At 55.0% G+C, this 21,131-nt stretch carries 23 protein-coding genes; 11 read left to right on the forward strand and 12 right to left on the reverse strand.

What is annotated here, in order from left to right:
- Nucleotides 1–721: 721 nt before the first annotated feature.
- The 7 genes from ACN0UH_RS15680 to osmE form a co-directional block, all read right to left on the reverse strand.
- On the reverse strand, nt 722–1,633 hold the full coding sequence (locus ACN0UH_RS15680; RefSeq protein WP_417662930.1) for a glycerophosphodiester phosphodiesterase: 912 nt from the start codon (nt 1,631–1,633) through the stop codon (nt 722–724).
- 155 nt (nt 1,634–1,788) lie between these two features.
- Nucleotides 1,789–2,361, reverse strand: a complete 573-nt coding sequence (locus tag ACN0UH_RS15685) for a HupE/UreJ family protein (protein WP_417662931.1) — start codon at nt 2,359–2,361, stop codon at nt 1,789–1,791.
- A 26-nt stretch (nt 2,362–2,387) separates the two neighbouring features.
- Complete coding sequence (ureG, locus tag ACN0UH_RS15690) at nt 2,388–3,002, reverse strand: urease accessory protein UreG (protein ID WP_417662932.1); 615 nt, start codon at nt 3,000–3,002, stop codon at nt 2,388–2,390.
- A 14-nt stretch (nt 3,003–3,016) separates the two neighbouring features.
- On the reverse strand, nt 3,017–3,691 hold the full coding sequence (locus ACN0UH_RS15695; RefSeq protein WP_417662933.1) for an urease accessory protein UreF: 675 nt from the start codon (nt 3,689–3,691) through the stop codon (nt 3,017–3,019).
- Nucleotides 3,688–4,188, reverse strand: a complete 501-nt coding sequence (gene ureE / locus ACN0UH_RS15700) for an urease accessory protein UreE (RefSeq protein ID WP_417662934.1) — start codon at nt 4,186–4,188, stop codon at nt 3,688–3,690. Before ureE ends, ACN0UH_RS15695 begins: the two co-directional genes overlap by 4 nt.
- A gap of 142 nt (nt 4,189–4,330) precedes the next feature.
- Entirely contained in the window at nt 4,331–4,999 is a 669-nt protein-coding gene (locus tag ACN0UH_RS15705; protein WP_417662935.1) for a TetR family transcriptional regulator, read from the reverse strand.
- A 138-nt stretch (nt 5,000–5,137) separates the two neighbouring features.
- Entirely contained in the window at nt 5,138–5,503 is a 366-nt protein-coding gene (gene osmE / locus ACN0UH_RS15710; RefSeq protein WP_417662936.1) for an osmotically-inducible lipoprotein OsmE, read from the reverse strand.
- A gap of 190 nt (nt 5,504–5,693) precedes the next feature.
- Between osmE and ACN0UH_RS15715 the strand changes: the two genes are divergently transcribed.
- A complete protein-coding gene (locus ACN0UH_RS15715) occupies nt 5,694–6,590 on the forward strand; it encodes an AEC family transporter (protein ID WP_417662937.1) in 897 nt (298 codons plus the stop codon).
- A 23-nt stretch (nt 6,591–6,613) separates the two neighbouring features.
- On the opposite strand, the gene ACN0UH_RS15720 is transcribed toward ACN0UH_RS15715, so the two are convergent.
- The gene (locus ACN0UH_RS15720) at nt 6,614–6,844 is read right to left on the reverse strand and encodes a hypothetical protein (RefSeq protein ID WP_417662938.1); all 231 of its coding nucleotides are present in this window, start codon (nt 6,842–6,844) and stop codon (nt 6,614–6,616) included.
- A gap of 243 nt (nt 6,845–7,087) precedes the next feature.
- Between ACN0UH_RS15720 and ACN0UH_RS15725 the strand changes: the two genes are divergently transcribed.
- From ACN0UH_RS15725 to ACN0UH_RS15760, 8 genes are all read left to right on the forward strand, one after another.
- Nucleotides 7,088–7,978, forward strand: coding sequence for an esterase/lipase family protein (locus ACN0UH_RS15725; protein ID WP_417662939.1), 891 nt, complete (start codon nt 7,088–7,090; stop codon nt 7,976–7,978).
- Between the two features lie 76 nt (nt 7,979–8,054).
- On the forward strand, nt 8,055–8,999 hold the full coding sequence (locus ACN0UH_RS15730; RefSeq protein WP_417662940.1) for an alpha/beta fold hydrolase: 945 nt from the start codon (nt 8,055–8,057) through the stop codon (nt 8,997–8,999).
- 146 nt (nt 9,000–9,145) lie between these two features.
- Nucleotides 9,146–9,652, forward strand: coding sequence for a TRAP transporter small permease subunit (locus tag ACN0UH_RS15735; RefSeq protein WP_417662941.1), 507 nt, complete (start codon nt 9,146–9,148; stop codon nt 9,650–9,652).
- Complete coding sequence (locus tag ACN0UH_RS15740; RefSeq protein ID WP_417662942.1) at nt 9,652–10,977, forward strand: TRAP transporter large permease; 1,326 nt, start codon at nt 9,652–9,654, stop codon at nt 10,975–10,977. Before ACN0UH_RS15735 ends, ACN0UH_RS15740 begins: the two co-directional genes overlap by 1 nt.
- 153 nt (nt 10,978–11,130) lie before the next feature.
- The gene (dctP, locus tag ACN0UH_RS15745) at nt 11,131–12,180 is read left to right on the forward strand and encodes a TRAP transporter substrate-binding protein DctP (protein WP_417662943.1); all 1,050 of its coding nucleotides are present in this window, start codon (nt 11,131–11,133) and stop codon (nt 12,178–12,180) included.
- A 106-nt stretch (nt 12,181–12,286) separates the two neighbouring features.
- The gene (locus tag ACN0UH_RS15750) at nt 12,287–13,660 is read left to right on the forward strand and encodes a glutamine synthetase family protein (protein ID WP_417662944.1); all 1,374 of its coding nucleotides are present in this window, start codon (nt 12,287–12,289) and stop codon (nt 13,658–13,660) included.
- Between the two features lie 65 nt (nt 13,661–13,725).
- The gene (locus tag ACN0UH_RS15755; RefSeq protein WP_417662945.1) at nt 13,726–15,114 is read left to right on the forward strand and encodes an aldehyde dehydrogenase family protein; all 1,389 of its coding nucleotides are present in this window, start codon (nt 13,726–13,728) and stop codon (nt 15,112–15,114) included.
- A gap of 7 nt (nt 15,115–15,121) precedes the next feature.
- The gene (locus tag ACN0UH_RS15760; protein ID WP_417662946.1) at nt 15,122–16,291 is read left to right on the forward strand and encodes an iron-containing alcohol dehydrogenase; all 1,170 of its coding nucleotides are present in this window, start codon (nt 15,122–15,124) and stop codon (nt 16,289–16,291) included.
- A 48-nt stretch (nt 16,292–16,339) separates the two neighbouring features.
- On the opposite strand, the gene ACN0UH_RS15765 is transcribed toward ACN0UH_RS15760, so the two are convergent.
- From ACN0UH_RS15765 to dksA, 3 genes are all read right to left on the reverse strand, one after another.
- Nucleotides 16,340–16,873: a hypothetical protein gene (locus ACN0UH_RS15765; protein WP_417662947.1), complete on the reverse strand. Its 534-nt coding sequence runs from the start codon at nt 16,871–16,873 to the stop codon at nt 16,340–16,342.
- A 48-nt stretch (nt 16,874–16,921) separates the two neighbouring features.
- The gene (gene gluQRS, locus ACN0UH_RS15770; RefSeq protein ID WP_417662948.1) at nt 16,922–17,809 is read right to left on the reverse strand and encodes a tRNA glutamyl-Q(34) synthetase GluQRS; all 888 of its coding nucleotides are present in this window, start codon (nt 17,807–17,809) and stop codon (nt 16,922–16,924) included.
- Nucleotides 17,810–17,912: 103 nt separating this feature from the next.
- Nucleotides 17,913–18,356, reverse strand: a complete 444-nt coding sequence (dksA, locus tag ACN0UH_RS15775; protein WP_010487649.1) for an RNA polymerase-binding protein DksA — start codon at nt 18,354–18,356, stop codon at nt 17,913–17,915.
- A gap of 383 nt (nt 18,357–18,739) precedes the next feature.
- Here dksA and ACN0UH_RS15780 point away from each other — a divergent pair, with 383 nt between their 5' ends.
- Nucleotides 18,740–19,921 (forward strand): pyridoxal phosphate-dependent aminotransferase, encoded by a 1,182-nt coding sequence (locus ACN0UH_RS15780; protein ID WP_417662949.1) that lies wholly within the window; start codon nt 18,740–18,742, stop codon nt 19,919–19,921.
- Entirely contained in the window at nt 19,911–20,618 is a 708-nt protein-coding gene (gene sfsA, locus ACN0UH_RS15785; protein WP_417662950.1) for a DNA/RNA nuclease SfsA, read from the forward strand. Before ACN0UH_RS15780 ends, sfsA begins: the two co-directional genes overlap by 11 nt.
- 4 nt (nt 20,619–20,622) lie before the next feature.
- Here sfsA and ACN0UH_RS15790 read toward each other — a convergent pair whose 3' ends face one another.
- Nucleotides 20,623–20,955 carry a Rieske (2Fe-2S) protein gene (locus ACN0UH_RS15790; RefSeq protein WP_417662951.1) on the reverse strand — a complete coding sequence of 111 codons (333 nt, stop codon included), beginning with the start codon at nt 20,953–20,955 and terminating at the stop codon, nt 20,623–20,625.
- Nucleotides 20,956–21,131 lie beyond the last annotated feature (176 nt).

The raw sequence follows: 21,131 nt of genomic DNA on the forward strand, positions 1-21,131 counted from the left end.
GAGTTAATAACAACTAAATGAATAGCGTAACGATAATCCACAGTTGTCCACGACTACTGTGGGCAGGCTTGTTGATAACTCTTGTATGCATCGCTGAAGCCCAATGAAATAAGGCTTTTGCAAGTTCTGGTTGTTTTTTGATCAGTTGTTTTCCGGGCCATAAAACTTGCGCCAAAGGCCAGATAGTCAAGCTTTTCTTTAGTTATTTGAGGCTCTGTCGTAGGTGGTGTGCACAGTTATCCAGTTTCTCTGTGCAGCATTCTGTGGATAAGCTGCGTGCTAAGTCGTGGGAGCCTTGCAAGACTAAGCTTACGGCGTCCTGTACGTTTCTTGATCAACACTGATTAAATAAGCAAATCAGTGAGTTATATAAGTTGAGATAGGGTTGATGTCGGCAGGAACAGTTGTCCACGACTACTGTGGGTAGGCTTGTTGATAACTATTGTATGCATTGTTGCAGGCCAATGAAATCAGGCCTTAACAGCTGTTGGTTGTTTTTTGAACAGCTGTTTTGGCGCAAATCTGGCTTGCCTTCAAGCCTTGATAGTCAAGAAATAATTCAACTATTTCAGTGGCTTGGCGATCAGGTGCGCGTAGTTATCCCAGTTCTCTGTGTGTGGTTCTGTGGATAACCTGCGTGCTAAGCGGTGTAGGCCACGTAAGACTAAGCGTGGCCGAAGTTGTACGTTTTTTGAGCAGATATAAGCAGCGAGCTCTTAGCTTATTCGCTGAGTGCGCTAATGCGTGTAGGACGCCCTAATAACTGCAGGGCACGGTCTGGATAGTCGGTAATCAAACCCTGAGCGCCGAGGTTCAGCATTTTGCGCATTACTGGCTGCTCGTTGATTGTCCACAGTTGTACGCTCAGGCCACGTGCTTTAGCCGACTCGAACAATGCGCTACTGGCAAGCTCAACTCCGCTGTGGCGTGGGGGAATCTGCAGTACCTGATAAGACGGGGAAAGTACGCTGCTTAGCCCTAGCCAGTTCATGGCAAGCAATAAGCGTATTGAGCTGGGGCTGGCTGAGGTGGCTACACCGGGGCAACGTTCACGCAGCCGCTGCAGGCTCGATTCATAGAAGCTGGCAATAATCACCCGGTCGCGCTGTGCATAGGCTTCCAGGCTTTGGCACAGTTTGTCCACAAGGGCGTTATCAGCAACCTTCAATTCTATGACCTTGGCGATTGCTGGCTCGGCTTGCAGTACGGCTTCTAATTGCGGAATAACGATGCCTTGATTGCGATATGGATAGCTCTGGCCACCATCGGCAGTCCAATTGTAGCCTGCGTCCAACTGTTGCAGTTGCTCCAGGGTAAAACTGTCCACAAGGCCTTCGCCATCCGTGGTCCGGTCGACGCTATCGTCATGAATAACCACGATCTGTTGGTCGCTGGTTAGCCGCACATCCATTTCCAGCATATCCACACCCAATGAGCTGGCGCGCTGAAAGGCGAACAGGCTGTTTTCTGGCCACAATCCGCGGCCGCCACGGTGGGCAATAACCAGAGGTTGCGAGCCAAGTGAACTGAGTACTTTTGGCGTTTGTGCAGGCTTGCTAGTTAGCGTCAGCACGGTGAGGGTGATGGCGACAAGCAACGTGGGAGCAATTAGAAAGCGGACGACGCGCAGCATGATTATTCCGTCTGGTCTGAGTTATCACATTAGGGAGGCTGACTATGACAGAGCCGATACTATGTGGATGACGACCCAGAGCACAGTTGCGCGTGTTGCTGAGGAAAACCTACAGCCGCGCGGCTGTAGGTTTAGTGGCGTTAGGCCGGCTGGGACTAGCTGGCAAGCAACCAGGCACCGGTTAGCGCGGAGGCTGCGCCAGCAATGCGTACCAGAGGTGCTGCTGCCTGTGGCAAGAAGCGCACAACGGCATAACCGCTGGCGTGCAGTGCTGCGGTGGCTGCAACAAAACCAATGGCGTAGGTTGCAGGGCTCGTCAGGGCAGGCAGTTCAAGGCCATGGGCAATGCCGTGGCTGAGGCCAAAGACCGCAGTGAGCGTCAGGGCGAAGGCGGCTGGCAGGCGGGCAGCAACGGCAACCAGCACGCCGAACGCAAGAACTGAGCCGGCGATTGCGGTTTCCATCAGGGGCATCTCGACACCGTTAAAGCCCAGTACGCCGCCGAGCAGCATGCTGCTGACAAAGGTTACCGGCAGGGTCCAGCGCGCTACGCCCTGTTGCTGCGCAGCCCACAAACCTACAGCGAGCATGGCCAGTAGATGGTCAAGGCCAAATATTGGATGGGTCAGGCCAGCCATCAGCCCGGACTCGTGATGGCCAGGGTGAGCAAAAGCCAATGCGGGAGTGAGGAACAGGGCAAGGCTAAACAGGGATTTACGCATGTTCATGATAAGCGTCCTTGTGGATATTCAATTCAGGCAGCGTTGAGCATGCCGTGGCGTTCGATGAAAGCGATGATGTCTTCGAGGCCCTGACCAATCTTTTGGTTGCTGAAGACAAAGGGTTTGTCGCCGCGCATTTTTTTTGTGTCGCGGTCCATGACTTCGAGCGATGCGCCTACCAGTTGGGCCAGGTCGATTTTATTAATCACCAGCAAGTCAGACTTGCAGATGCCGGGGCCGCCTTTGCGCGGTAACTTGTCACCGGCGGACACGTCGATTACATAGATGGTCAAGTCAGAAAGCTCTGGACTAAAAGTAGCCGACAGGTTGTCACCGCCCGACTCAACCAGAATGATGTCGAGGCCAGGAAAGCGCTTGTTCAACTGATCAACCGCTTCAAGGTTGATCGAGGCATCTTCGCGGATCGCTGTATGTGGGCAGCCACCGGTTTCTACGCCGATGATTCGCTCAGGGGCCAGCGCCTCGTTACGCACCAGAAACTGGGCGTCTTCCTGGGTGTAGATGTCGTTGGTAACCACGGCGATGTTGTAACGTTCACGCAGGGCCAGGCACAACGCTAAAGTCAGCGCGGTTTTGCCGGAACCGACCGGGCCGCCGATGCCGACGCGCAAAGGTTGGCTATTCATGTTGGGGTTTCCTTTTAAGAGCGAAATAGTCGGCTGTACTGGCGCTCATGCGCCATGCTCGCAAGGGCAAGGCCAAACGCGGCGCTGCCCCAATGAGCGGATTCAGTTTGATTACACTGGTGTTGGGCGTGCTCTAACACCGGCAAGTGTGCTGATGTCAGGCGCTGCGCGGCTTGTTGCCCGAGTGGCAGGGTTTTCATCAGCACCGCCAATTGGTTCTCAAGCCAGCCCCAAAGCCATGCGGCCAAAGCATCTTGCGAGTCTATTTGCCACGCCCGGGCAGCCAAGGCCCAACCGAGCGCTAGCCCCGGCTCTTGCAGTGACTCGAACAATTCACGGGCCGGCGCATCCAGTTCAGGCAGGCCTTGCAAGAGTTGTTGGATTGAATAACCCATCTGCCGACTTTCGAGGCGCAGTTCGCGGGTTTCGCGACTGGCTTGGTGCTGCTGCGCAAGCGATTTCAAGGCATCCCAGTCATCGCGCTCTGCTGCCCGACAGTGGGCGAGCAATAGCGGCGCTTCGAAACGTGCGAGGTTGCACAGCAATTGATCGCTGATCCAGCGTTGAGCGCTGGTTGCATCCCTGACGATGCCTTGCTCGACCGCCATTTCCAGGCCCTGTGAGTAGCTGTAGCCACCGATAGGCAGTTGTGGGCTGGCTAAACGCAATAGCGCCCAGGCTTTATTCACTTGCGCACACCAAACTGGTGCAGGCGCGGTGCATAGCTGAATTCGGCATCGCCTGCATGGGAGTGATGATGTCCTCCGCCATAAGCGCCGTGCTCAGGCTGATAAGGCGCTTCGATCAATTCAACGTTGGCGCCAAGTTGTTCGAGCATGGCCTTGAGTACGTAATCATCGGGCAGACGCAACCAACCATCACCCAGTTGCAAGGCAACGTGACGATTGCCTAAATGATAGGCCGCGCGCATCAGCTCAAACGGGCTGTTACAGGTAACGTGCAGCAGTTGTTCGGCACGGGCACCAACGCGTATTACACGTCCGTCCTGGGCTTGCAGGCATTCGCCATCGTGCAGGGGCGGTTGGCCGCGATCGAGAAACAGGCCGACGTCTTCGCCGGTTGTCGTGAAGCAGCGTAGGCGGCTTTTACTGCGAGCCTCAAAGGTCAGCAGCAGTTCTGCGTCCCATTTTTCCTGGGGCTTGATACGTTGATGAATCACCAGCATGCGTTGTGTTCCAGCAGGACAGTTCAGCGTTATAGAGCAAGGGGCTTGCCAATGCGGTATAGCGCAGAAATGGTGCGGGCTGTAGCGAGGCTATGGTGATTTTTGATGCGTTAGACAGGTTTTATTTGGTGCGTGGATTATTTCATTGCGCCACTTTGGTGCGCCTGATGTGTCTGGCCAACGGTTGGGAGCCGGGCACGTGCCAGTATTTTGCGCCAATGAATATTACCCGCAGTTGCTCAATCATCTTGGCAGCAGGCTGCAGGTGAGCCGGTAGTGGGTTTTGTGGGGTGTCAATCAGCTCTGGCAGGGTGGCAAAAACCGTTTTAACAATCATGTCGGCGAGCAGCTCAAGCTCTTCGCTGCCGTGATGTTGGTGCTTAGGCATAAGCGCCAGGTCGGTAGCGAGGTCAGCCATGATGCGTCCGCGCAGAGTCCCGATGGCTTGACGCACCGGCAGCGAGCCACCGAATTGCTCACGGGCAAGGAAGATAAACTGTGGCCGGTTGGCATCAACCGCATCAAGGAATATACGCACGGAGGCGTCGATCAGGCCGCCTAGTTCGAATTCGTTGTGGCGCACCTTGCGAATGGTGCTGCGAAAGGTCTCGCCGACCTCAGCAACCAGCGCCAGACCCAGTGAGTCCATATCTTGAAAGTGGCGATAAAAGCCGGTCGGCACAATACCAGCTGCGCGTGCGACTTCGCGCAGGCTTAGGCTGCAAAAGCCACGACCACCCGCCATTAGGCTGCGTGCCGCGTCCATTAGAGCGTGGCGGGTTTGCAGTTTTTGTTCGGCGCGAGGTTGCATCAGCTAAGACTTCCGGAAGATTGCAGCCCACTTTAACAAATGGCTCGCAAGGGCGTCGATTCTAGCGTGCTTGTGTTTGCTGCGCGCATTAAACGCATTACCTATGAAACGGTTTCCCGGGGCTAAGATCGCGACGGATCAGTAACCAAGGACGCGTGCGCGGGCACGTGCATTTTCTTCCATTTGCTGACAGCTCATAAAACCTTTGCCATCGACCCGGTCTGCCGAGTTGAAACTGACGTAGTAGGGCTGCTGATGACCCTCGTTATTGAGGATGTAGTTGTTACAGGTGCCTGGTTCGACACTGCGGGTGATCTCGGTTGAGGGTTGGCCGCCAACCTGCAGCACTTCCTTTTTAGTCATGTCATCTACCACATCCCTAACCAGAGGCTGGTCATTGAAGGTGAAGTAGTCAACCGGGTTTTCAGGCTTGTCTCCAGCGCAACCTGACAGTACAGCTAGAGCCGTCAGTGCGCACGCAACGCCTAGAACTTTATTCTTCATGGTGTTTCCCTTCGAAATCAGCAGTTATTTATTATTAAGTTCACCAGTCTTATGACTGTAGATTGCTTTAGAAGTTGTGTTGCCGATTTGTTATGTTGTCGAGTGCGCCGCAGGTATGCTTGCAGGCTCTCTAGCTCGGCACGTCAGGGCGCGTCAGGCGGTTATCTAGTAGTTGAGGAGCCTTGGGGATATGCCAGCTGTTCTCGCAATTTTGCCAATCTTTGGTTTGATCGTACTTGGTTACCTTTTGGGTTGGCGCCAGTGGTTGAGTACTGAAACTGCCGCCGGGCTGGCCAATATCACCTTCAAGCTGTTTATGCCGACGTTATTGTTTGCCGGCATTGCCAAGGCACCACTGGCTGATGGTTTGTCGATAACACTGCTGCTCGCTTATTTTTTACCCGTGGTCGTGGTGTTCTGCGCAGTCAATTTTATCGTCCATCGCCAGCGTGGCGTGGCGACGCCGCTTGGTTTGGCTGCGACCTTCTCCAATAACGTGCTGGTCGGCATCCCTATCGTTACTACTTTGATGGGCCATGACGGCCTGGTTTATCTGTTCGCCATTCTGGTGTTTCACAGCCTGACGCTGTTTTCGATGCAGAGCTTTTATGCCGCGTTCGGCAGCCCTGAAAAAGTCAATGTACGAGCACTGCTGAAGAACTTGGCGAATCCGATGATTATTGGCTTGCTACTAGGCGCGTTGCTTAACCTGTCAGGTTGGACTGCGCCGGAACCACTGTGGAAGATGGTCACCTGGCTGGGACAGGCAGCATTGCCCTGTGCGTTGATTGTTCTCGGGGCGAGCTTGTCGCGCTTCCGTTTGCGTCCGAGCAGCAGTGTGTTGGCTCTGACGACAATCAAGCTAATGGCTTTTCCGGCATTGGTATGGTGGTTCAGTAGCCTGTTGCCGCAACTGAATGAGGGCGCACGAAGCGTGCTGGTGTTGATGGCTGCATGCCCGAGTGGGGTGAATATTCTCGGTTTTGCAAAAACTCAGGACGATGTGCGCAGCGTCAGCTCCACGGTATTTCTATCTACCGTTCTCGGAGCTTTGACGCTGCCTGTTTGGGTTCTATTGGTCATTTAGCGGTTAGCCTCGTAGCACAAGTATCAGCCAGTGGTGCGGGCATCTAACGTGCGCTGAGCGCCACCCTCGGCGACACGAAATTTCGCGCCTGGAGTACGTGACGAACCGTTCTCAGCCAATGGGTCCAGAATATTAATTACCTCTGGGGCGTCTTTCAGTTCAGTTAACAGCGGTTGTGGGCTGGAATTTGGCAAAGCGAATGCGTTTGCGGCGAATAGGCTTAGTGCCAAGCTGATAGCGAGTTTGCTTTTCATGACTGACTCCTTAAATAGGTGTGTGATGCTTACGGGAGTCAATACTAGAGATATGGCTAAAAATAAGAACTTGAGCGCTTTAATAGTGTTCATCGATTGTGCTGATGATGGGTGCGGAACATCCACAAACCTGCATTAGACATACTGTTTTAGCCCGGTCGGCTAAGCTGATTCGTTTAGTGAGCCGGTGCACGGGTGTATCACCGTGACTCTTTCAATCAGATGAAACAAGGAAGTCAGTTGATGGCCCCATCTGCGACTGTGCGCTATCCGATGATTTTGGTTCCAGGAATGTTGGGCTACGTGAGTTTGCTCGGGTATCCCTATTGGTATGGGATTGTCAGCGCGTTGCGTGCCGCAGGCGCCAAAACCTACGCGGTTCAGGTTTCGCCGCTGAACTCTACCGAGGTACGCGGCGAGCAGCTATTGGCACATATCAGTGATGTATTGGCCAAAACCGGTGCAGAGAAAGTACATCTTCTAGGGCACAGTCAAGGGGCTTTAACGGCACGCTACGCGGCAGCCTTACATCCTGAGTGGGTGGCTTCTGTAACCTCAGTCGCAGGGCCAAATCACGGCTCAGAGTTGGGCGATTATCTAGCCTATAAAGCGGCGGCTGGCAGCTTTACCGAGAGGTGTCTGAGGCTGTTGCTACGTGGCTGTGTCCGGGTGATGAGATGGCTGGAGCAAGGTTATAAAGGGCCACCGTTGCCTGTGGATATCGCAGCGGCACATGGCTCATTAACCAGCGCCGGGGTGGCGGAGTTCAACCGCAAATACCCGCAAGGTTTGCCACAGACATGGGGCGGTGAAGGCGCGGCTGAGGTCAATGGGGTTCGCTATTATTCGTGGTCTGGCACTTTGCAGCCAGGTATCACCAACCGCGGCGGTAACCGGTTTGATGGTCCAAATGTGGCGTGCCGAGTCTTCGCCAGGACCTTTCGCCGAGAAAAGGGCCAGTGTGACGGCATGGTCGGTCGCTACAGCTCGCATTTGGGCACAGTTATTGGTGATGATTACCCGCTGGATCACTTCGATATCATTAACCAGACCTTTGGTCTTGTCGGTAAAGGTGCCGACCCTGTACGCCTCTACGTTGAGCATGCGCAGCGTTTGCGTGACGCTGGGTTATGACGGGATGAATCACCGCCACGTGCTTTGCTGATAGCCGCGAGGCTGCGCCCGCAAAGCCCCGGAACAAGGATAAATAATGCGTCGCCTTATGAAGTTGTTGCGCGGTGTTGTGCTGGCATTAATCCTGTTTATCTGCGGGTTTGTAGTGTTCAACTGGGCCCCGGATCTGCCGCTCGATGAACTGAAAGCGCGTTGGGCACCGCCACCTTCGATGTTTGTGGATCTCCATGGTATGCAGGTGCATATACGTGATCAGGGACCGCGAGATGATCCGGAGCCGCTGTTATTACTGCATGGCACGTCTGCAAGCCTGCACACATGGCAAGGCTGGGTTGAGCAACTTGAGCAAAAGCATCGAGTGATCAGTATTGATCTACCGGGTTTTGGCTTAACCGGCCCATTCCCAGACGGCGATTACACGGTCGAGCATTACCAGCGCTTTCTGGAGCAGTTATTGGCGCAGCTTAAGCTGCAGCGGGTGACCCTGGTCGGCAATAGTTTTGGTGGCCAGTTAGCCTGGCTGTATGCGCTCAAACAGCCGCAACAGGTTGGGCATCTGGTATTGGTTGATGCTGCTGGTTACCCGCGCCAATCGAATTCAGTACCGTTGGGTTTTCGACTGGCGCAAAACCCGATCCTAGCGCCATTGATGGGTAAAATTTTGCCATACAAAATGATCGAGTCCAGCGTCCGCAATGTCTACGGCGACCCGTCCAAGGTCACGGATGAACTGATTGATCGTTACTACCAGCTCACCCTGCGTGAAGGTAATCGCCAAGCGCTGCGCGAGCGGTTTGATCAGGTCAAGAACACCGGTTATGCGCAGTTAAAGCAACTGCAGGTGCCAACTCTGATTATCTGGGGCGGCGAGGACCGTCTGATCCCTGTTTTCAATGCTGAGCGATTCGCTACAGATATTGCCGGTAGCCGTTTGGTGATATTTCAAGACCTCGGTCACGTTCCGCAAGAAGAAGATCCTCTGCGCACCAGCGCTGCGCTAAGCACCTTTCTGGGTGATTAAGCGTCCCGTATCACCGTATTGGCTCTGTCCGGCGTCTGAAACCTGCCGAGATCGTATCTGGCTGCTCGCGTATCGAGCGACCCGGGTTGGTTTTATCCGATCTTCGACTAGGCTGACGAGATAACTATGAGAAAGCAGGGATTGCCATGCGCAGGCTTATCTGTGGTTTTGTCAGGGGGGTGGAGAAAATCAATCGGCTGGTTGGCCGTTTTGCGATGTACTTGATTTTCGCCATGTTGGGTGTCCTGTTGTATTCATCATTCAGTAAGACCTTCTTCCAGCCGGCTGAGTGGACGCTAGAGAGCGCGCAGTTTTTGATGGTCGCTTACTTTTTGCTTGGCGGCGCCTATTCGATGCAGCTTGATGCACATGTGCGCATGGACCTGATTTACAGTCGTTGGTCGCCAGCCACGCGGGCACTGGTTGATGCATTCACCGTGCTATTGCTGATCTTCTATCTGGTGTTTTTGCTCTACGGCGGCATTTCATCAACGATGTATGCCCTCGAATATAAGGAAACAAGCTATTCCGCATGGTCGCCACCTATGGCGCCGATCAAGATCGTCATGTGCATTGGTGTCTTCCTGATGCTATTGCAGGCAATCGCCACCTTCTTCAAAGATATCGCTGCAGCGCGTGGGGAGACCTTGTAATGGGGTATGAACTCATCGCCCTGATGATGTTTTCTTCAATGATGTTGTTACTGCTGACCGGTAAGCGGGTATTTGGCGCTATTGGCTTTGTCGCTGTTGTGGCAGCGTTGATGCTTTGGGGCGACGGGGGTTCTGAAGTGGCGTTCAGTGCAGCCATGAAGCTGATGAAGTGGTATCCGCTACTGACCTTGCCGCTGTTTGTGTTCATGGGCTACATGCTTTCTGAATCCGGTTTGGCTGATGATCTTTACCGCATGTTCCATGTGTGGATGGGGCCGCTCAATGGCGGTCTGGCGATTGGCACCATTGCCCTGATGGTGGCGATCTCGGCAATGAACGGCTTGAGCGTTGCCGGTATGGCGATTGGCGCCAGCATCGCGCTGCCCGAGCTACTGCGCCGTGGCTACGACAAGATTATGGTCACCGGGGTTATTCAGGCTGGCAGTTCATTAGGTATTTTGATTCCGCCGAGTGTGGTGCTGGTGCTTTACGGCATGATCGCCCGCCAGCCTGTTGGGCAATTGTGGCTGGCCGGTGTATTTCCCGGCTTGCTGATGGCCGGGCTGTTTGTCTTGTACATCGCGATTCGTTGTCGCTTGCAGCCTGAGCTTGGCCCGGCACTTAGCGAAGAAGAGCGCAAGGACATTACCTGGGGTGAGAAAATTCGCTTGTTGCAAGCCGGGATCGTGCCGCTATTCATCTTTTTCAGCATGACCGGTTTGTTCCTGATGGGCATCACCAGCCTGGTCGAAAGTTCTGCGGTGGGCGCTGCGGCTGCAACGCTGGCGGCACTGTTCAAGCGCCGCTTGAACCGCGTGGTGATGGAAGAGACGATGCGCAAGACCTTGGCGATTAGCTGCATGTTCATGTGGATCATTCTTGCAGCGCTGTGCTTCGGCGCAGTGTTTGATGGTCTGGGTGCGGTCAAGGCGATTGAAGCGTTCTTTATTGACCGCATGGACCTGAGCCCTTGGCAAGTGCTGATCATGATGCAGGTCTCATTCATCCTCATGGGTATGTTTCTCGACGACACAGCGATGCTGGTGATTGTCGCGCCGTTATACGTGCCTCTGGTCGGCGCATTAGGTTTTGATCTGGTCTGGTATGGCGTGCTCTACACCATCACCTGCCAGATTGCCTATATGACGCCACCATTTGGCTACAACCTGTTTCTGATGCGCGCCATGGCGCCGCCTGAAGTCACCTTGCGGGATATCTATGTCTCCGTCACTCCGTTCGTGTTGATCATGGTACTGGCGCTGGTGTTGGTGATGGTGTTCCCGCAAATAGCCTTGTGGCTGCCGCAATGGCATTACGGGCGTTGAGGTGTGCATCAGTTAAACCGTGCGCGTTGTTCAGGTTGTGCGCACAACCAGGTTAGCGAGTATTCGCGAGCCTGATAAAGCGCGCCCACCGCAAGAGTGGGCGCCGATCTGCGGTTGTATTGCATCTGAATCGACACTATTGGAGAGCACAGCATGAGTACGAGACGCGATTTTCTGAAGACCGCTGCGGTGACTACCGGCGCAGTTGGGGCTACAGCGCTGGGTTCGGCCCATATTTACGCAGCCGAACCGAAAAAGATCACCTGGCGATTGCAAACCTACGCTGGCCCGGCACTGGCTGAGCACGTTATCAAACCGTCCATCGACGCCTTCAACAAAGCCGCTAACGGGCAGATGGAAATCCAGTTGTATTTTGCCGACCAGTTGGTCCCTACGGGCGAGTTGTTTCGCGCCATGCAGCGCGGCACGATTGACGCCGTGCAGAGTGACGATGACTCCATTGCGGCGCCAGTCGATGTTGCGGTGTTTGGTGGTTACTTCCCGTTTGCCACACGTTACAGCCTGGATGTGCCGGTGTTGTTTGAAAAGTACGGGCTCAAGGAAATCTGGGAAGAAGCCTACGGTGAAGTTGAGGGCGTGACCTGGCTCGGTGCTGGTGCATGGGACCCGTGCAACTTTGCCACGGTTGAGCCGATCAAGAGTCTGGACGATCTCAAAGGTAAGCGTATTTTTACCTTTCCTACCGCCGGGAAATTCCTCTCCCGCTTTGGTGTGGTTCCAGTGACCTTGCCTTGGGAAGATGTTGAGGTAGCCGTACAAACCGGTGAACTCGACGGTATTGCCTGGTCCGGGATTACCGAGGATTACACTGTTGGCTGGGCTAACGTCACCAAGTACTTCCTGACCAATAATATTTCTGGCGCCTGGTGCGGCTCCTACTTCGCAAACTCTGAAAAGTGGGCCGAGGTGCCGGAGCATCTGCAAACCCTGTTCAAGCTGTGCATGGACAGCTCCAACTACTACCGCCAACACTGGTATTGGGGTGGTGAAGCGCAGTTGCGGGTTGAGGGCAGCAAGTTGCAATTGACCAGTATTCCACCGGAGCAGTGGAAAAAAGTTGAAGACGAGGCACAAGTGTTTTGGGATGAAATTGCCAAGACCAGTCCGCGCTGCGCCAAAGTGGTCGAGATATTCAAAAAATACAATGCACTGATGGCCAAGGCTGGCTCGCCGTATCGCTAAGCATCAAGCGCAAGCGCCTGAGCCAGCGTTTAAGCCGGCTCAGGCGTTGTGCGTTTAAGGCTGTTTGCGATTGATTGGTAGCCAAAATAATTCGACAGGGGGTGTCATGCTCAATCCGCGTGATGTGAAAACCATCGAGGATGCCAAGCGCATTATCGAGGAGCGAAACCTGAGTCATATCAAAGTCGGTCTGTTTGATAACGACGGCGTCATGCGCGGTAAATACATGAGCCGCAGCAAATTCTATTCATCGCTGGAACATGGGTTTGCATTCTGCGATGTAGTGCTCGGCTGGGATGTCAAAGACCAGCTTTACGACAACGCCAGCTACACCGGCTGGCACACCGGTTACCCCGATGCGCCGGTGCGCATTTTACCCAATACGTGCCGCGATATTCCGTTCGAGAACGGCATGTTGTTGTTCCTTGCAGAGTTTGATCAGCAAGCTGAAGCAGTCTGCCCGCGCGGCACGTTGCGCAAGGTTATCAAGCGCTGCCAAGACATGGGTTATGACCCTTTTGCAGCGCTCGAATATGAGTTTTTCATGTTCGATGAAACGCCCGAGTCGGTGCGCGAAAAGGGCTATCGCAACCTCAAGCCATTCACGCCGGATTGGTTTGGTTACTCGATGGTTCGTAACTCGGTGCACGCTGAGCTTTATCATCAGATTCTCGAAATGTCGGAGATCATGGACTTCCCTATCGAAGGCCTGCACACCGAAACCGGGCCGGGCGTGCTCGAAGCCGCGCTCGCTTATGACCATGCCGCAGATGCTGCCGATAAAGGCGCGCTGTTCAAGACCTTTATGAAGGTCTTGGCTCAACGTAACGGCTTGATGGCGACCTTTATGGCCAAGTGGTCGGGAAAGTATCCGGGGCAGAGCGGGCATATTCATGTTTCGCTGCGTAACCGCAGCGATGGCAAGTCGGCATTTTTTGACCCTAGCCAAGATCACAATATGAGTGAGCTGCAGCGTCACTTTCTGGCGGGGCAGCAACGCTTGATGCCGGAGTTTTTGTGCATGGTCGCGCCTACGCTCAATAGCTACCGGCGGATGATTCCTGGTTTCTGGGCGCCGACCGATGCGACCTGGGGTGTCGAGAATCGTACCGCTGCGTTGCGGGTCATCCCCGGCGGCGATAAATCCCAGCGCCAGGAGTACCGCCTCGGTGCAGCGGACGCCAATCCTTATCTTGCTTTATCTGTGGCTCTGGCGTCGGGCCTCTATGGCGTCATGCAAAAGTGGCAGCCGACCGACCCCATCGTGGGTAACGCCTACGAGCAACAGCACCCTGAACACTTGGCCCTGCCGCGCACCTTGTGGGACGCGGCCCAGCGCTTAAAAGCCTCCAGTGCTGCCCGTGAGATGTTTGGTGATGCCTTTGTCGAGCACTTTGCGGCAAGTCGTGAGTGGGAGGAGCGTGAGTACCGTCGCCATGTCAGCGACTGGGAGCTGGAGCGCTACTTCGAAATTATCTAACACAGGCAAAGACTGCTTACCCTTGCTCCAAGATGGCAAGGCTTGGTGAATGTTTGGAGTGTTTTATGACGACCTTGAAATGTATTTCACCCATTGATGGCTCGGTCTATGTCGAGCGAGAACTGGCGACGACCCATGAGATAGGCGCAGCAGTGGCGCAGGCTGAAAAAGCCCAGTTGCACTGGAAACAGACGCCCTTGAGCGAGCGCATTGCTATCGCGCGCAAAGCGATTGAGGCTTTCAGCGCTAAAGAAGGCCTGCTGGCGCAAGAGTTGTGCTGGATGATGGGCCGTCCAATCCGCTACGCCGCCGGCGAGATCAAAGGGTTTGTCGAGCGTGCCACTTACATGGCCGATATTGCCGAGCAGGCACTGGCGGATATTCAGTTACCCGAGAAAGATGGTTTCATTCGCTTTATCCGCCGTGAGCCTCTGGGCGTTGCCTTGGTTATTGCTCCCTGGAATTACCCCTATCTCACCTCGGTAAATGCGGTGCTTCCGGCATTGTTGGCCGGTAATACGGTATTGCTTAAACATTCTGCGCAAACGCCGCTGTGCTCAGAACGCATGGTGGCGGCGTTCCATGAAGCCGGGCTGCCTAAAGGGGTCTTCCAATATTTGCACCTGAGCCACGCAGACACCGAAAAACTGATACAAGCACCCGCCGTACAGCACGTGGCGTTTACCGGTTCGGTGCCGGGCGGGGCGATGGTCGAGCGTGCTGCTGCCGGACGCTTCATCAGCACCGGACTGGAGCTTGGTGGCAAAGACCCCGCATATGTGCGCGCCGATGCAGATTTGAGCCATGCAGTGGAAACCACCATTGACGGTGCCTTTTTCAATTCGGGGCAATCCTGTTGCGCGATTGAGCGCATATATGTGCATGAGTCGCTGTATGAAGACTTCGTCAAGCAAGCAGTGGCGCTGGTTAATACCTACAAGCTGGGCCGTTCCGATGACCCGGAAACCACCTTGGGGCCTTTGGTAAAACCCCAGGCGGCTGATTTTGTCCGTGGGCAAATAGAGGAAGCGACCCGACAGGGCGCTACTGCGCATATTGATCCGGCAGACTTTGCCATGGATAAGCGCGGCACCGCCTATTTGGCGCCGCAACTGCTGACCGATGTTGATCACCGTATGCGGGTGATGACCGAGGAATCATTTGGCCCGGTGGTGGGGGTGCAGAAGGTCAAGGATGATGAGGAAGCCTTGGCCCTGATGAACGACAGTGAGTTTGGCTTGACCGCGGCAATTTTTAGTCGCGATATAGACGGGGCAATGGCGCTGGCCGATCAAGTCCATGCAGGGACTGTGTTTCTCAACCGTTGTGACTATCTGGACCCTGCACTGGCCTGGACCGGAGTGAAGAACTCTGGGCGTGGCTGCACCTTGTCCAGTGTCGGCTTCGAGCACCTGACCCGGGCAAAATCCTTTCACTTCAAAACCGAATTGTGAGGTCGATATGAGTCTTGATCAGTACCGGATGAACTGGAACTACCCGACCGCCATGCGCGTCGGTGTCGGGCGTATCGCCGAGCTGGCGCAGGCTTGCGATAGTCTTGGTATGCACGCGCCGTTGATCGTGACCGATCCCGGTCTTGCTGCATTACCGATGCTTGAAGCCGCGCAGGCGCAGTGCCGAGATGGTGGGCTGAAAGTTGGTGTGTTCTCGGCGATAAAGGGTAACCCGACCGGTGACAATGTCATGGCTGGCGTCGCCGCGTTCAAAGCTGGCGGACACGACGGAGTGATTGCCTTTGGCGGTGGCTCGGCCTTGGATGCCGGTAAAGCCATTGCACTGATGGTCGGGCAAGACCGGCCGCTCTGGGACTTCGAAGATATTGGCGACAATTGCAACCGGGTGAATGTTGCGGGCATGGCGCCCGTGGTTGCGGTACCGACCACCGCTGGCACCGGCAGCGAAGTCGGACGTGCATCGGTGATCACCGATGCCGATGCCCATATCAAACGCATTATTTTCCATGCTCGAATGCTCCCGGCCGTGGTGATTCTCGATCCGGAATTAACCCTTGGCTTGCCTGCCAGAATCACTGCCGCAACGGGCATGGATGCGCTGTCACACAATCTTGAAGCCTATTGCTCGCCGCTGTTTCACCCAATGGCTGAAGGCATTGCGCTTGAAGGCATGCGCATGGTTCAGCAATTTCTACCTCGAGCGGTCGCGCATGGAGATGATGTGGAAGCACGTCTGCAGATGCTGGTGGCATCGAGCATGGGCGCGACGGCATTTCAGCGTGGGCTGGGAGCCATGCATGCCTTGGCGCATCCGCTCGGTGCCCTGTATGACGCGCACCATGGTTTGCTCAACGCCGTGCTGATGCCCTATGTGCTGCAAGCGAATAAGGTCCAAATTGCGCCGCAGATGGATAAGTTGGCGCGCTATCTGGATTTGCCGGATGTGGGTTTCAACGGTGTTCTTGACTGGGTGCTGGCGCTGCGTGAGGAGGTGGGCATTCCGCACAGCTTGGCCGAGATTGGCATCGATGATACGCAGATCGAACGTGTCGGTACTATGGCTCAAGCTGATGCCTCGGCAGGCACCAACCCGATTGCGTTCAGTGCAGCGCAGTACAGCCAATTATTCCTGCGAGCGCTGGACGGCAAGTTGTAGCTTGTTTGGCAATACCGTTGCGCCGACTTATGGTCGGCGCGACGCCGTTTATTGCTCAGCTTGCGCCGCTTTCAGGGCTTCATAGGCCGGCGCTGCATAGATCCCGGCGTCAACCGCCAAGGCCATGACGCGCTCAAGGTCAGTGCTGTAAACCAGCACCGCCTGCAACTCGTCATCCAAGGGTTCGCTCAAATCAAGCAACACATAACCCTTGGTTTCCGGGCTCAGGCTGCTGAGCTGTACCTGGATACGGTTAAGCGCTTTTAGCGGCTCGACTTTCACCAGTTGCTTGGGCTTGAGTACAAAGCTGACCTGCGGCCCGAACGAGTCGACAATCTGCTGGAACAAGGCGTCGTAGCTGTCGGCCTGAAACAGCACGGTTTCCGGCAGACTGCCGATCACCACCCACTCGCCCAGCGGGATAGGAAAGCTGTCGTCATAGTTGATGTCTGGGTTAGCGGCCAGAAACGCCTGCGGGTCGGCATAGGCCTGCGCCGCTTCATCGGCAACTTTTGCCACTTCTTCAGGAAGCATGCAACCCGAGCTAATTTTACTGATCAATTCTTCGAGCTGAGCTTTCATTTGGGGTCCTGTGAATGCATGGGAACAAGGTAAGTACGTTGCGCATATCTAGCGCAGTTCGGCCTCAGCCAGTGTGAGCTTGCGCGGTATCAGGTTGCTGTCCCAATGCTGGATCGCCCATTTGAGTAGCTCTTGAGGCCGCGAGTCTGCTGCATCAGCTGGTGTCGCTTGGCCCAAGGCGCGCATGGCGCGTAGCAGTTGCGCAGTTGCCTGATCAGCTTTTAACGGCGGCGAGCGATAAGACTTACCCAGTTTATGGCCATCAGGCTGAATAATCAGCGGCACATGTAAGTAACGTGGCTGAGCGAAACCAAGTAGTTCCTGCAAATACAGCTGGCGCGGCGTTGAGTCGAGTAGGTCTGCACCACGCACCACATCGGTAATCCCTTGCCATGCATCATCGAGAACCACTGCAAGTTGGTAGGCATACAAGCCATCGCGACGGCGAATCACCATGTCACCGACTTCCTGGCCGAGGTGCTGGTTAAACTCACCCTGCACACGATCGGTAAAGTCATACATCAGTTCAGGCACACGCACGCGTATTGCTGCGTTGTCGAGTGGCTTGCCTAAGTTGCGACAAAAACCCGGGTATATCCCGTTGTAAGCTTCCAGCTGCTTGCGTGAGCAGGTGCAGGCATAGGCCAGACCTTTGCTGAAAAGGTCTTCTAAAACATGCTGATAGTGTTCATGGCGCTCGCTTTGGCGCACCAATTCACCGTCCCATTCGAATCCGTAGTTCTCCAGCGAGGTCATGATTGCCGCCTGCGCGCCAGGCATTTCGCGAGGAGGGTCGAGATCTTCCATGCGTACCAGCCAGCGTCCACCGACTGCGCGCGCGTCGAGATACGAGGCAAGGGCTGCGACGAGAGAGCCGAAGTGTAGGTAACCGCTAGGCGTGGGGGCGAAACGCCCGATGTAGGCAGAATTATTCATGCTAACGAGCCAGGTTTAGACAAGCTAATGCATGCGAATGTGCGCGATAGAAACGGCACAGGATAGAAACAAAACGGGGCGCCTTAGCGCCCCGTTTTTCAGATCAGGAACCGACCTGTTTTTCTTTGATTTCCGCTAACGTTTTGCAGTCAATGCAAAGCGTTGCGGTCGGGCGGGCTTCAAGACGGCGGATGCCGATTTCAACGCCGCACGACTCACACCAGCCGTAATCTTCGTCTTCGATTAACTGCAGGGTTTCGTCAATCTTCTTGATTAACTTACGCTCACGATCGCGGGCGCGCAGTTCCAGGCTGAACTCTTCTTCCTGGCTTGCACGATCTGCTGGATCAGGAAAGTTGGCTGCCTCGTCCTGCATGTGATGCACTGTACGATCGACTTCTTGCATCAACTCCAGCTTCCACTTGTTGAGGATGCCGGTGAAGTGCGCACGCATAGGCTCACCCATGTACTCCTCACCCTTACTCTCTTGGTAGGGTTCGAAGCCACGAATCAGTTGACCGCTTTTTGCTTTTGCTTTGGTGGGCATGGATGACCGCCTCTCACTTTCTCAATTCTACTGCGCAGGATGATATCCCTTTGCCGATTTTCGGTCGGCCCTGCGGCTGCAAGCGGGCGAACTTACCAGATCAATACCCATCGCGCTACTCCCGGTTGTCTAGCATATTGCGGTTTTGAGTAGTAGAACGGTTTATATGAACCTGTTTTTATTGGTAATCCGACCTCGCGTCAGCAGTAAAAGCCTGTATTAGGTGGCTTCTGGCTATTTTCTGCGCCTGCTTAAATAAGTTGGTAATAAACCGCGGATTTAAATGATTTTATTTCATTGAAGACCTTTCAATGTGAGCTCACTGCCGTTTTAACTGCTGGTTGGTTAGAATCCACCGTTTGTTTACTTGCCAAGGCAGTTTCATGGCCCAGCCATACAGTGCACGCAGCCGCGCGATCGAACCCTTCCACGTGATGGCGCTGTTGGCCCGCGCCAATCAGTTACAAGCTGAGGGGCATGATGTTATTCATCTTGAAATCGGCGAGCCGGACTTCACCACGGCCGCGCCCATAGTTGCTGCTGGGCAGGCTGCCTTGGCGGCGGGGCATACTCGTTACACCCCGGCCCGCGGGATACCGCAATTGCGTGAGGCGATTTCGGCTTTTTATGCCCAGCGTTATCGGCTGAATATTGATCCGCAGCGGATTCTGATTACCCCGGGCGGCTCCGGCGCATTGCTGCTGACCAGCAGTTTGCTAGTTGACCCAGGCAAGCACTGGCTATTGGCAGATCCCGGCTATCCCTGTAACCGGCATTTTTTGCGTTTGATTGAAGGCGCCGCGCAGTTGGTGCCGGTCGGTCCTGATGTGCGCTATCAACTGACGCCCGAGTTGGTTGCACGGCATTGGGACAGCTCAAGTGTTGGGGCTTTGGTGGCATCACCGGCTAACCCTACTGGGACTATCTTGCAGCGCGAAGAGCTGGCCGGTTTATCGCAGGCCGTTAAGCAGCGCGGCGGCCATTTAGTGGTGGATGAGATTTATCATGGCCTGACTTACGGTGTTGAGGCGGCCAGTGTGCTTGAGGTCGATGATGACGCCTTCGTACTCAACAGTTTCTCCAAGTACTTCGGCATGACCGGGTGGCGCTTGGGGTGGATGGTCGCGCCTGAAGCGGCTGTGCCTGAGCTTGAGAAGTTGGCGCAGAACCTCTACATCAGTGCGCCAAGCATGGCGCAACATGCTGCGCTGGCCTGTTTTGAGCCAGCAACTATCGAGATTCTTGAGCAGCGTCGTGAGCAGTTTGCCAAGCGGCGCGACTTCTTGCTGCCAGCGTTGCGCGAATTGGGCTTTAAAATTGCGGTTGAGCCAGAGGGCGCCTTCTATCTATATGCAGATATCTCGGCTTTCGGCGGCGATGCCTTTGCTTTTTGTCAGCACTTTCTTGAAACCGAGCACATCGCTTTCACTCCGGGTTTGGACTTTGGCCGTTATCAGGCCGCGCAACATGTACGTTTTGCCTATACGCAAAGCTTGCCGCGCTTACAGGAAGCGGTCGAGCGTATTACTCGTGGCCTGAAAAGCTGGAGTGCACATGCAGTTTGATCCACCGCTAGAAGAAGGGCGATTGCTGCGCCGCTACAAACGATTTTTGGCAGATATCGAAACCAGCAGCGGCGAGTTGCTGACGATTCATTGTGCCAACACAGGCTCAATGCTTAATTGCATGAGTGAGGGCGCGCGGGTCTGGTTTAGCCGTTCCAATGACCCGAAGCGCAAGTTGCCGGGCAGTTGGGAAATAGGCGAGACCCCGCATGGCCGTCTGGCCTGTATCAACACTGGGCGAGCGAATGCCTTGGTTGAAGAAGCGCTTGATGCTGGGCTGATTAGCGAGCTAAACGGCTTTACCGCACTCAAGCGCGAAGTGCCTTACGGGCAGGAGCGCAGTCGGATTGATTTTCGGCTTGAATACCCTTCAGGCTTCGCCTTTGTCGAAGTTAAAAGTGTCACCTTGGGCTTTGCCGATACTGATGTCGCGGCATTCCCCGATGCACGTACCGAGCGCGGCGCCAAGCACCTGCGTGAATTGGCAGCTCTGGCCAGAGACGGCGTGCGCGCCGTGCAGCTTTATTGTGTGAACCTGTCTGGGATCACGGCGGTGCGCGCGGCCAGTGAAATTGATCCGGCTTACGCAGCGGCCTTGCTTGAGGCCAAACTGGCAGGCGTTGAAGTATTGGCTTACGGTGTGGATATCAGCCCGGCTGGAATTCGTGTCGCGCGGCGCTTGGCCCTGATGCCTTAAAGGCTCATACAGGCTGTGCGGTGATGTCGACCCAGATTCCTTGGGCGTCTTCCTTACAGTCCAGGGCATCCAGAAATTGACCTGCGCATGGCCCGGCGACGCATTCGCCAGAGTCGATAAGGAACAAGGCCCCGTGGGTGGCGCATTGGATCAAGCTGGCGCTGCTGTCGAGAAATTGGTTGGGCTGCCATTCCAGTGGGACGTCGCGATGCGGGCAACTGTTGTAGTAGGCAAATACCCGAGCGTCTTTACGCACGACCAGTAACTTCCGCTCGGCAACTTCAAAGCCCAGGCTCTGGTTTTCTGCAAGCGCCTCGCTGGCGCATAGATATATCATCAGGCTCTCCACAATTAGTCCGCATTATCGCGTAACGGGTGGCGAGCAAGATAGGGGCGCATCCCTGCGCAATTCGAAAGCTGGGGTGGCGTCTTGGTGGACAAGCTTCGCGTTGTCACACCCTACCGGAGGCACCTTGGTTGATCGTTAAGTCGGGTAGGGTGGATAGCGCTTTT

It is taken from the genome of Pseudomonas sp., assembly GCF_048265905.1.
Classification (GTDB): domain Bacteria; phylum Pseudomonadota; class Gammaproteobacteria; order Pseudomonadales; family Pseudomonadaceae; genus Aquipseudomonas.

Coding starts and splice junctions, on each gene's coding strand:
- ACN0UH_RS15780 (WP_417662949.1), top strand. CDS start 18,740: ATGGCCCAGCCATACAGTGCACGCAGCCGCGCGATCGAACCCTTCCAC.
- ACN0UH_RS15730 (WP_417662940.1), top strand. CDS start 8,055: ATGCGTCGCCTTATGAAGTTGTTGCGCGGTGTTGTGCTGGCATTAATC.
- ureE (WP_417662934.1), bottom strand. CDS start 4,188: ATGCTGGTGATTCATCAACGTATCAAGCCCCAGGAAAAATGGGACGCA.
- ACN0UH_RS15685 (WP_417662931.1), bottom strand. CDS start 2,361: ATGAACATGCGTAAATCCCTGTTTAGCCTTGCCCTGTTCCTCACTCCC.
- ACN0UH_RS15765 (WP_417662947.1), bottom strand. CDS start 16,873: ATGAAAGCTCAGCTCGAAGAATTGATCAGTAAAATTAGCTCGGGTTGC.
- gluQRS (WP_417662948.1), bottom strand. CDS start 17,809: ATGAATAATTCTGCCTACATCGGGCGTTTCGCCCCCACGCCTAGCGGT.
- dksA (WP_010487649.1), bottom strand. CDS start 18,356: ATGCCCACCAAAGCAAAAGCAAAAAGCGGTCAACTGATTCGTGGCTTC.
- ACN0UH_RS15740 (WP_417662942.1), top strand. CDS start 9,652: ATGGGGTATGAACTCATCGCCCTGATGATGTTTTCTTCAATGATGTTG.
- osmE (WP_417662936.1), bottom strand. CDS start 5,503: ATGAAGAATAAAGTTCTAGGCGTTGCGTGCGCACTGACGGCTCTAGCT.
- ureG (WP_417662932.1), bottom strand. CDS start 3,002: ATGAATAGCCAACCTTTGCGCGTCGGCATCGGCGGCCCGGTCGGTTCC.
- ACN0UH_RS15715 (WP_417662937.1), top strand. CDS start 5,694: ATGCCAGCTGTTCTCGCAATTTTGCCAATCTTTGGTTTGATCGTACTT.
- sfsA (WP_417662950.1), top strand. CDS start 19,911: ATGCAGTTTGATCCACCGCTAGAAGAAGGGCGATTGCTGCGCCGCTAC.
- ACN0UH_RS15735 (WP_417662941.1), top strand. CDS start 9,146: ATGCGCAGGCTTATCTGTGGTTTTGTCAGGGGGGTGGAGAAAATCAAT.
- ACN0UH_RS15755 (WP_417662945.1), top strand. CDS start 13,726: ATGACGACCTTGAAATGTATTTCACCCATTGATGGCTCGGTCTATGTC.
- ACN0UH_RS15790 (WP_417662951.1), bottom strand. CDS start 20,955: ATGATATATCTATGCGCCAGCGAGGCGCTTGCAGAAAACCAGAGCCTG.
- ACN0UH_RS15680 (WP_417662930.1), bottom strand. CDS start 1,633: ATGCTGCGCGTCGTCCGCTTTCTAATTGCTCCCACGTTGCTTGTCGCC.
- dctP (WP_417662943.1), top strand. CDS start 11,131: ATGAGTACGAGACGCGATTTTCTGAAGACCGCTGCGGTGACTACCGGC.
- ACN0UH_RS15720 (WP_417662938.1), bottom strand. CDS start 6,844: ATGAAAAGCAAACTCGCTATCAGCTTGGCACTAAGCCTATTCGCCGCA.
- ACN0UH_RS15705 (WP_417662935.1), bottom strand. CDS start 4,999: ATGCAACCTCGCGCCGAACAAAAACTGCAAACCCGCCACGCTCTAATG.
- ACN0UH_RS15725 (WP_417662939.1), top strand. CDS start 7,088: ATGGCCCCATCTGCGACTGTGCGCTATCCGATGATTTTGGTTCCAGGA.
- ACN0UH_RS15760 (WP_417662946.1), top strand. CDS start 15,122: ATGAGTCTTGATCAGTACCGGATGAACTGGAACTACCCGACCGCCATG.
- ACN0UH_RS15750 (WP_417662944.1), top strand. CDS start 12,287: ATGCTCAATCCGCGTGATGTGAAAACCATCGAGGATGCCAAGCGCATT.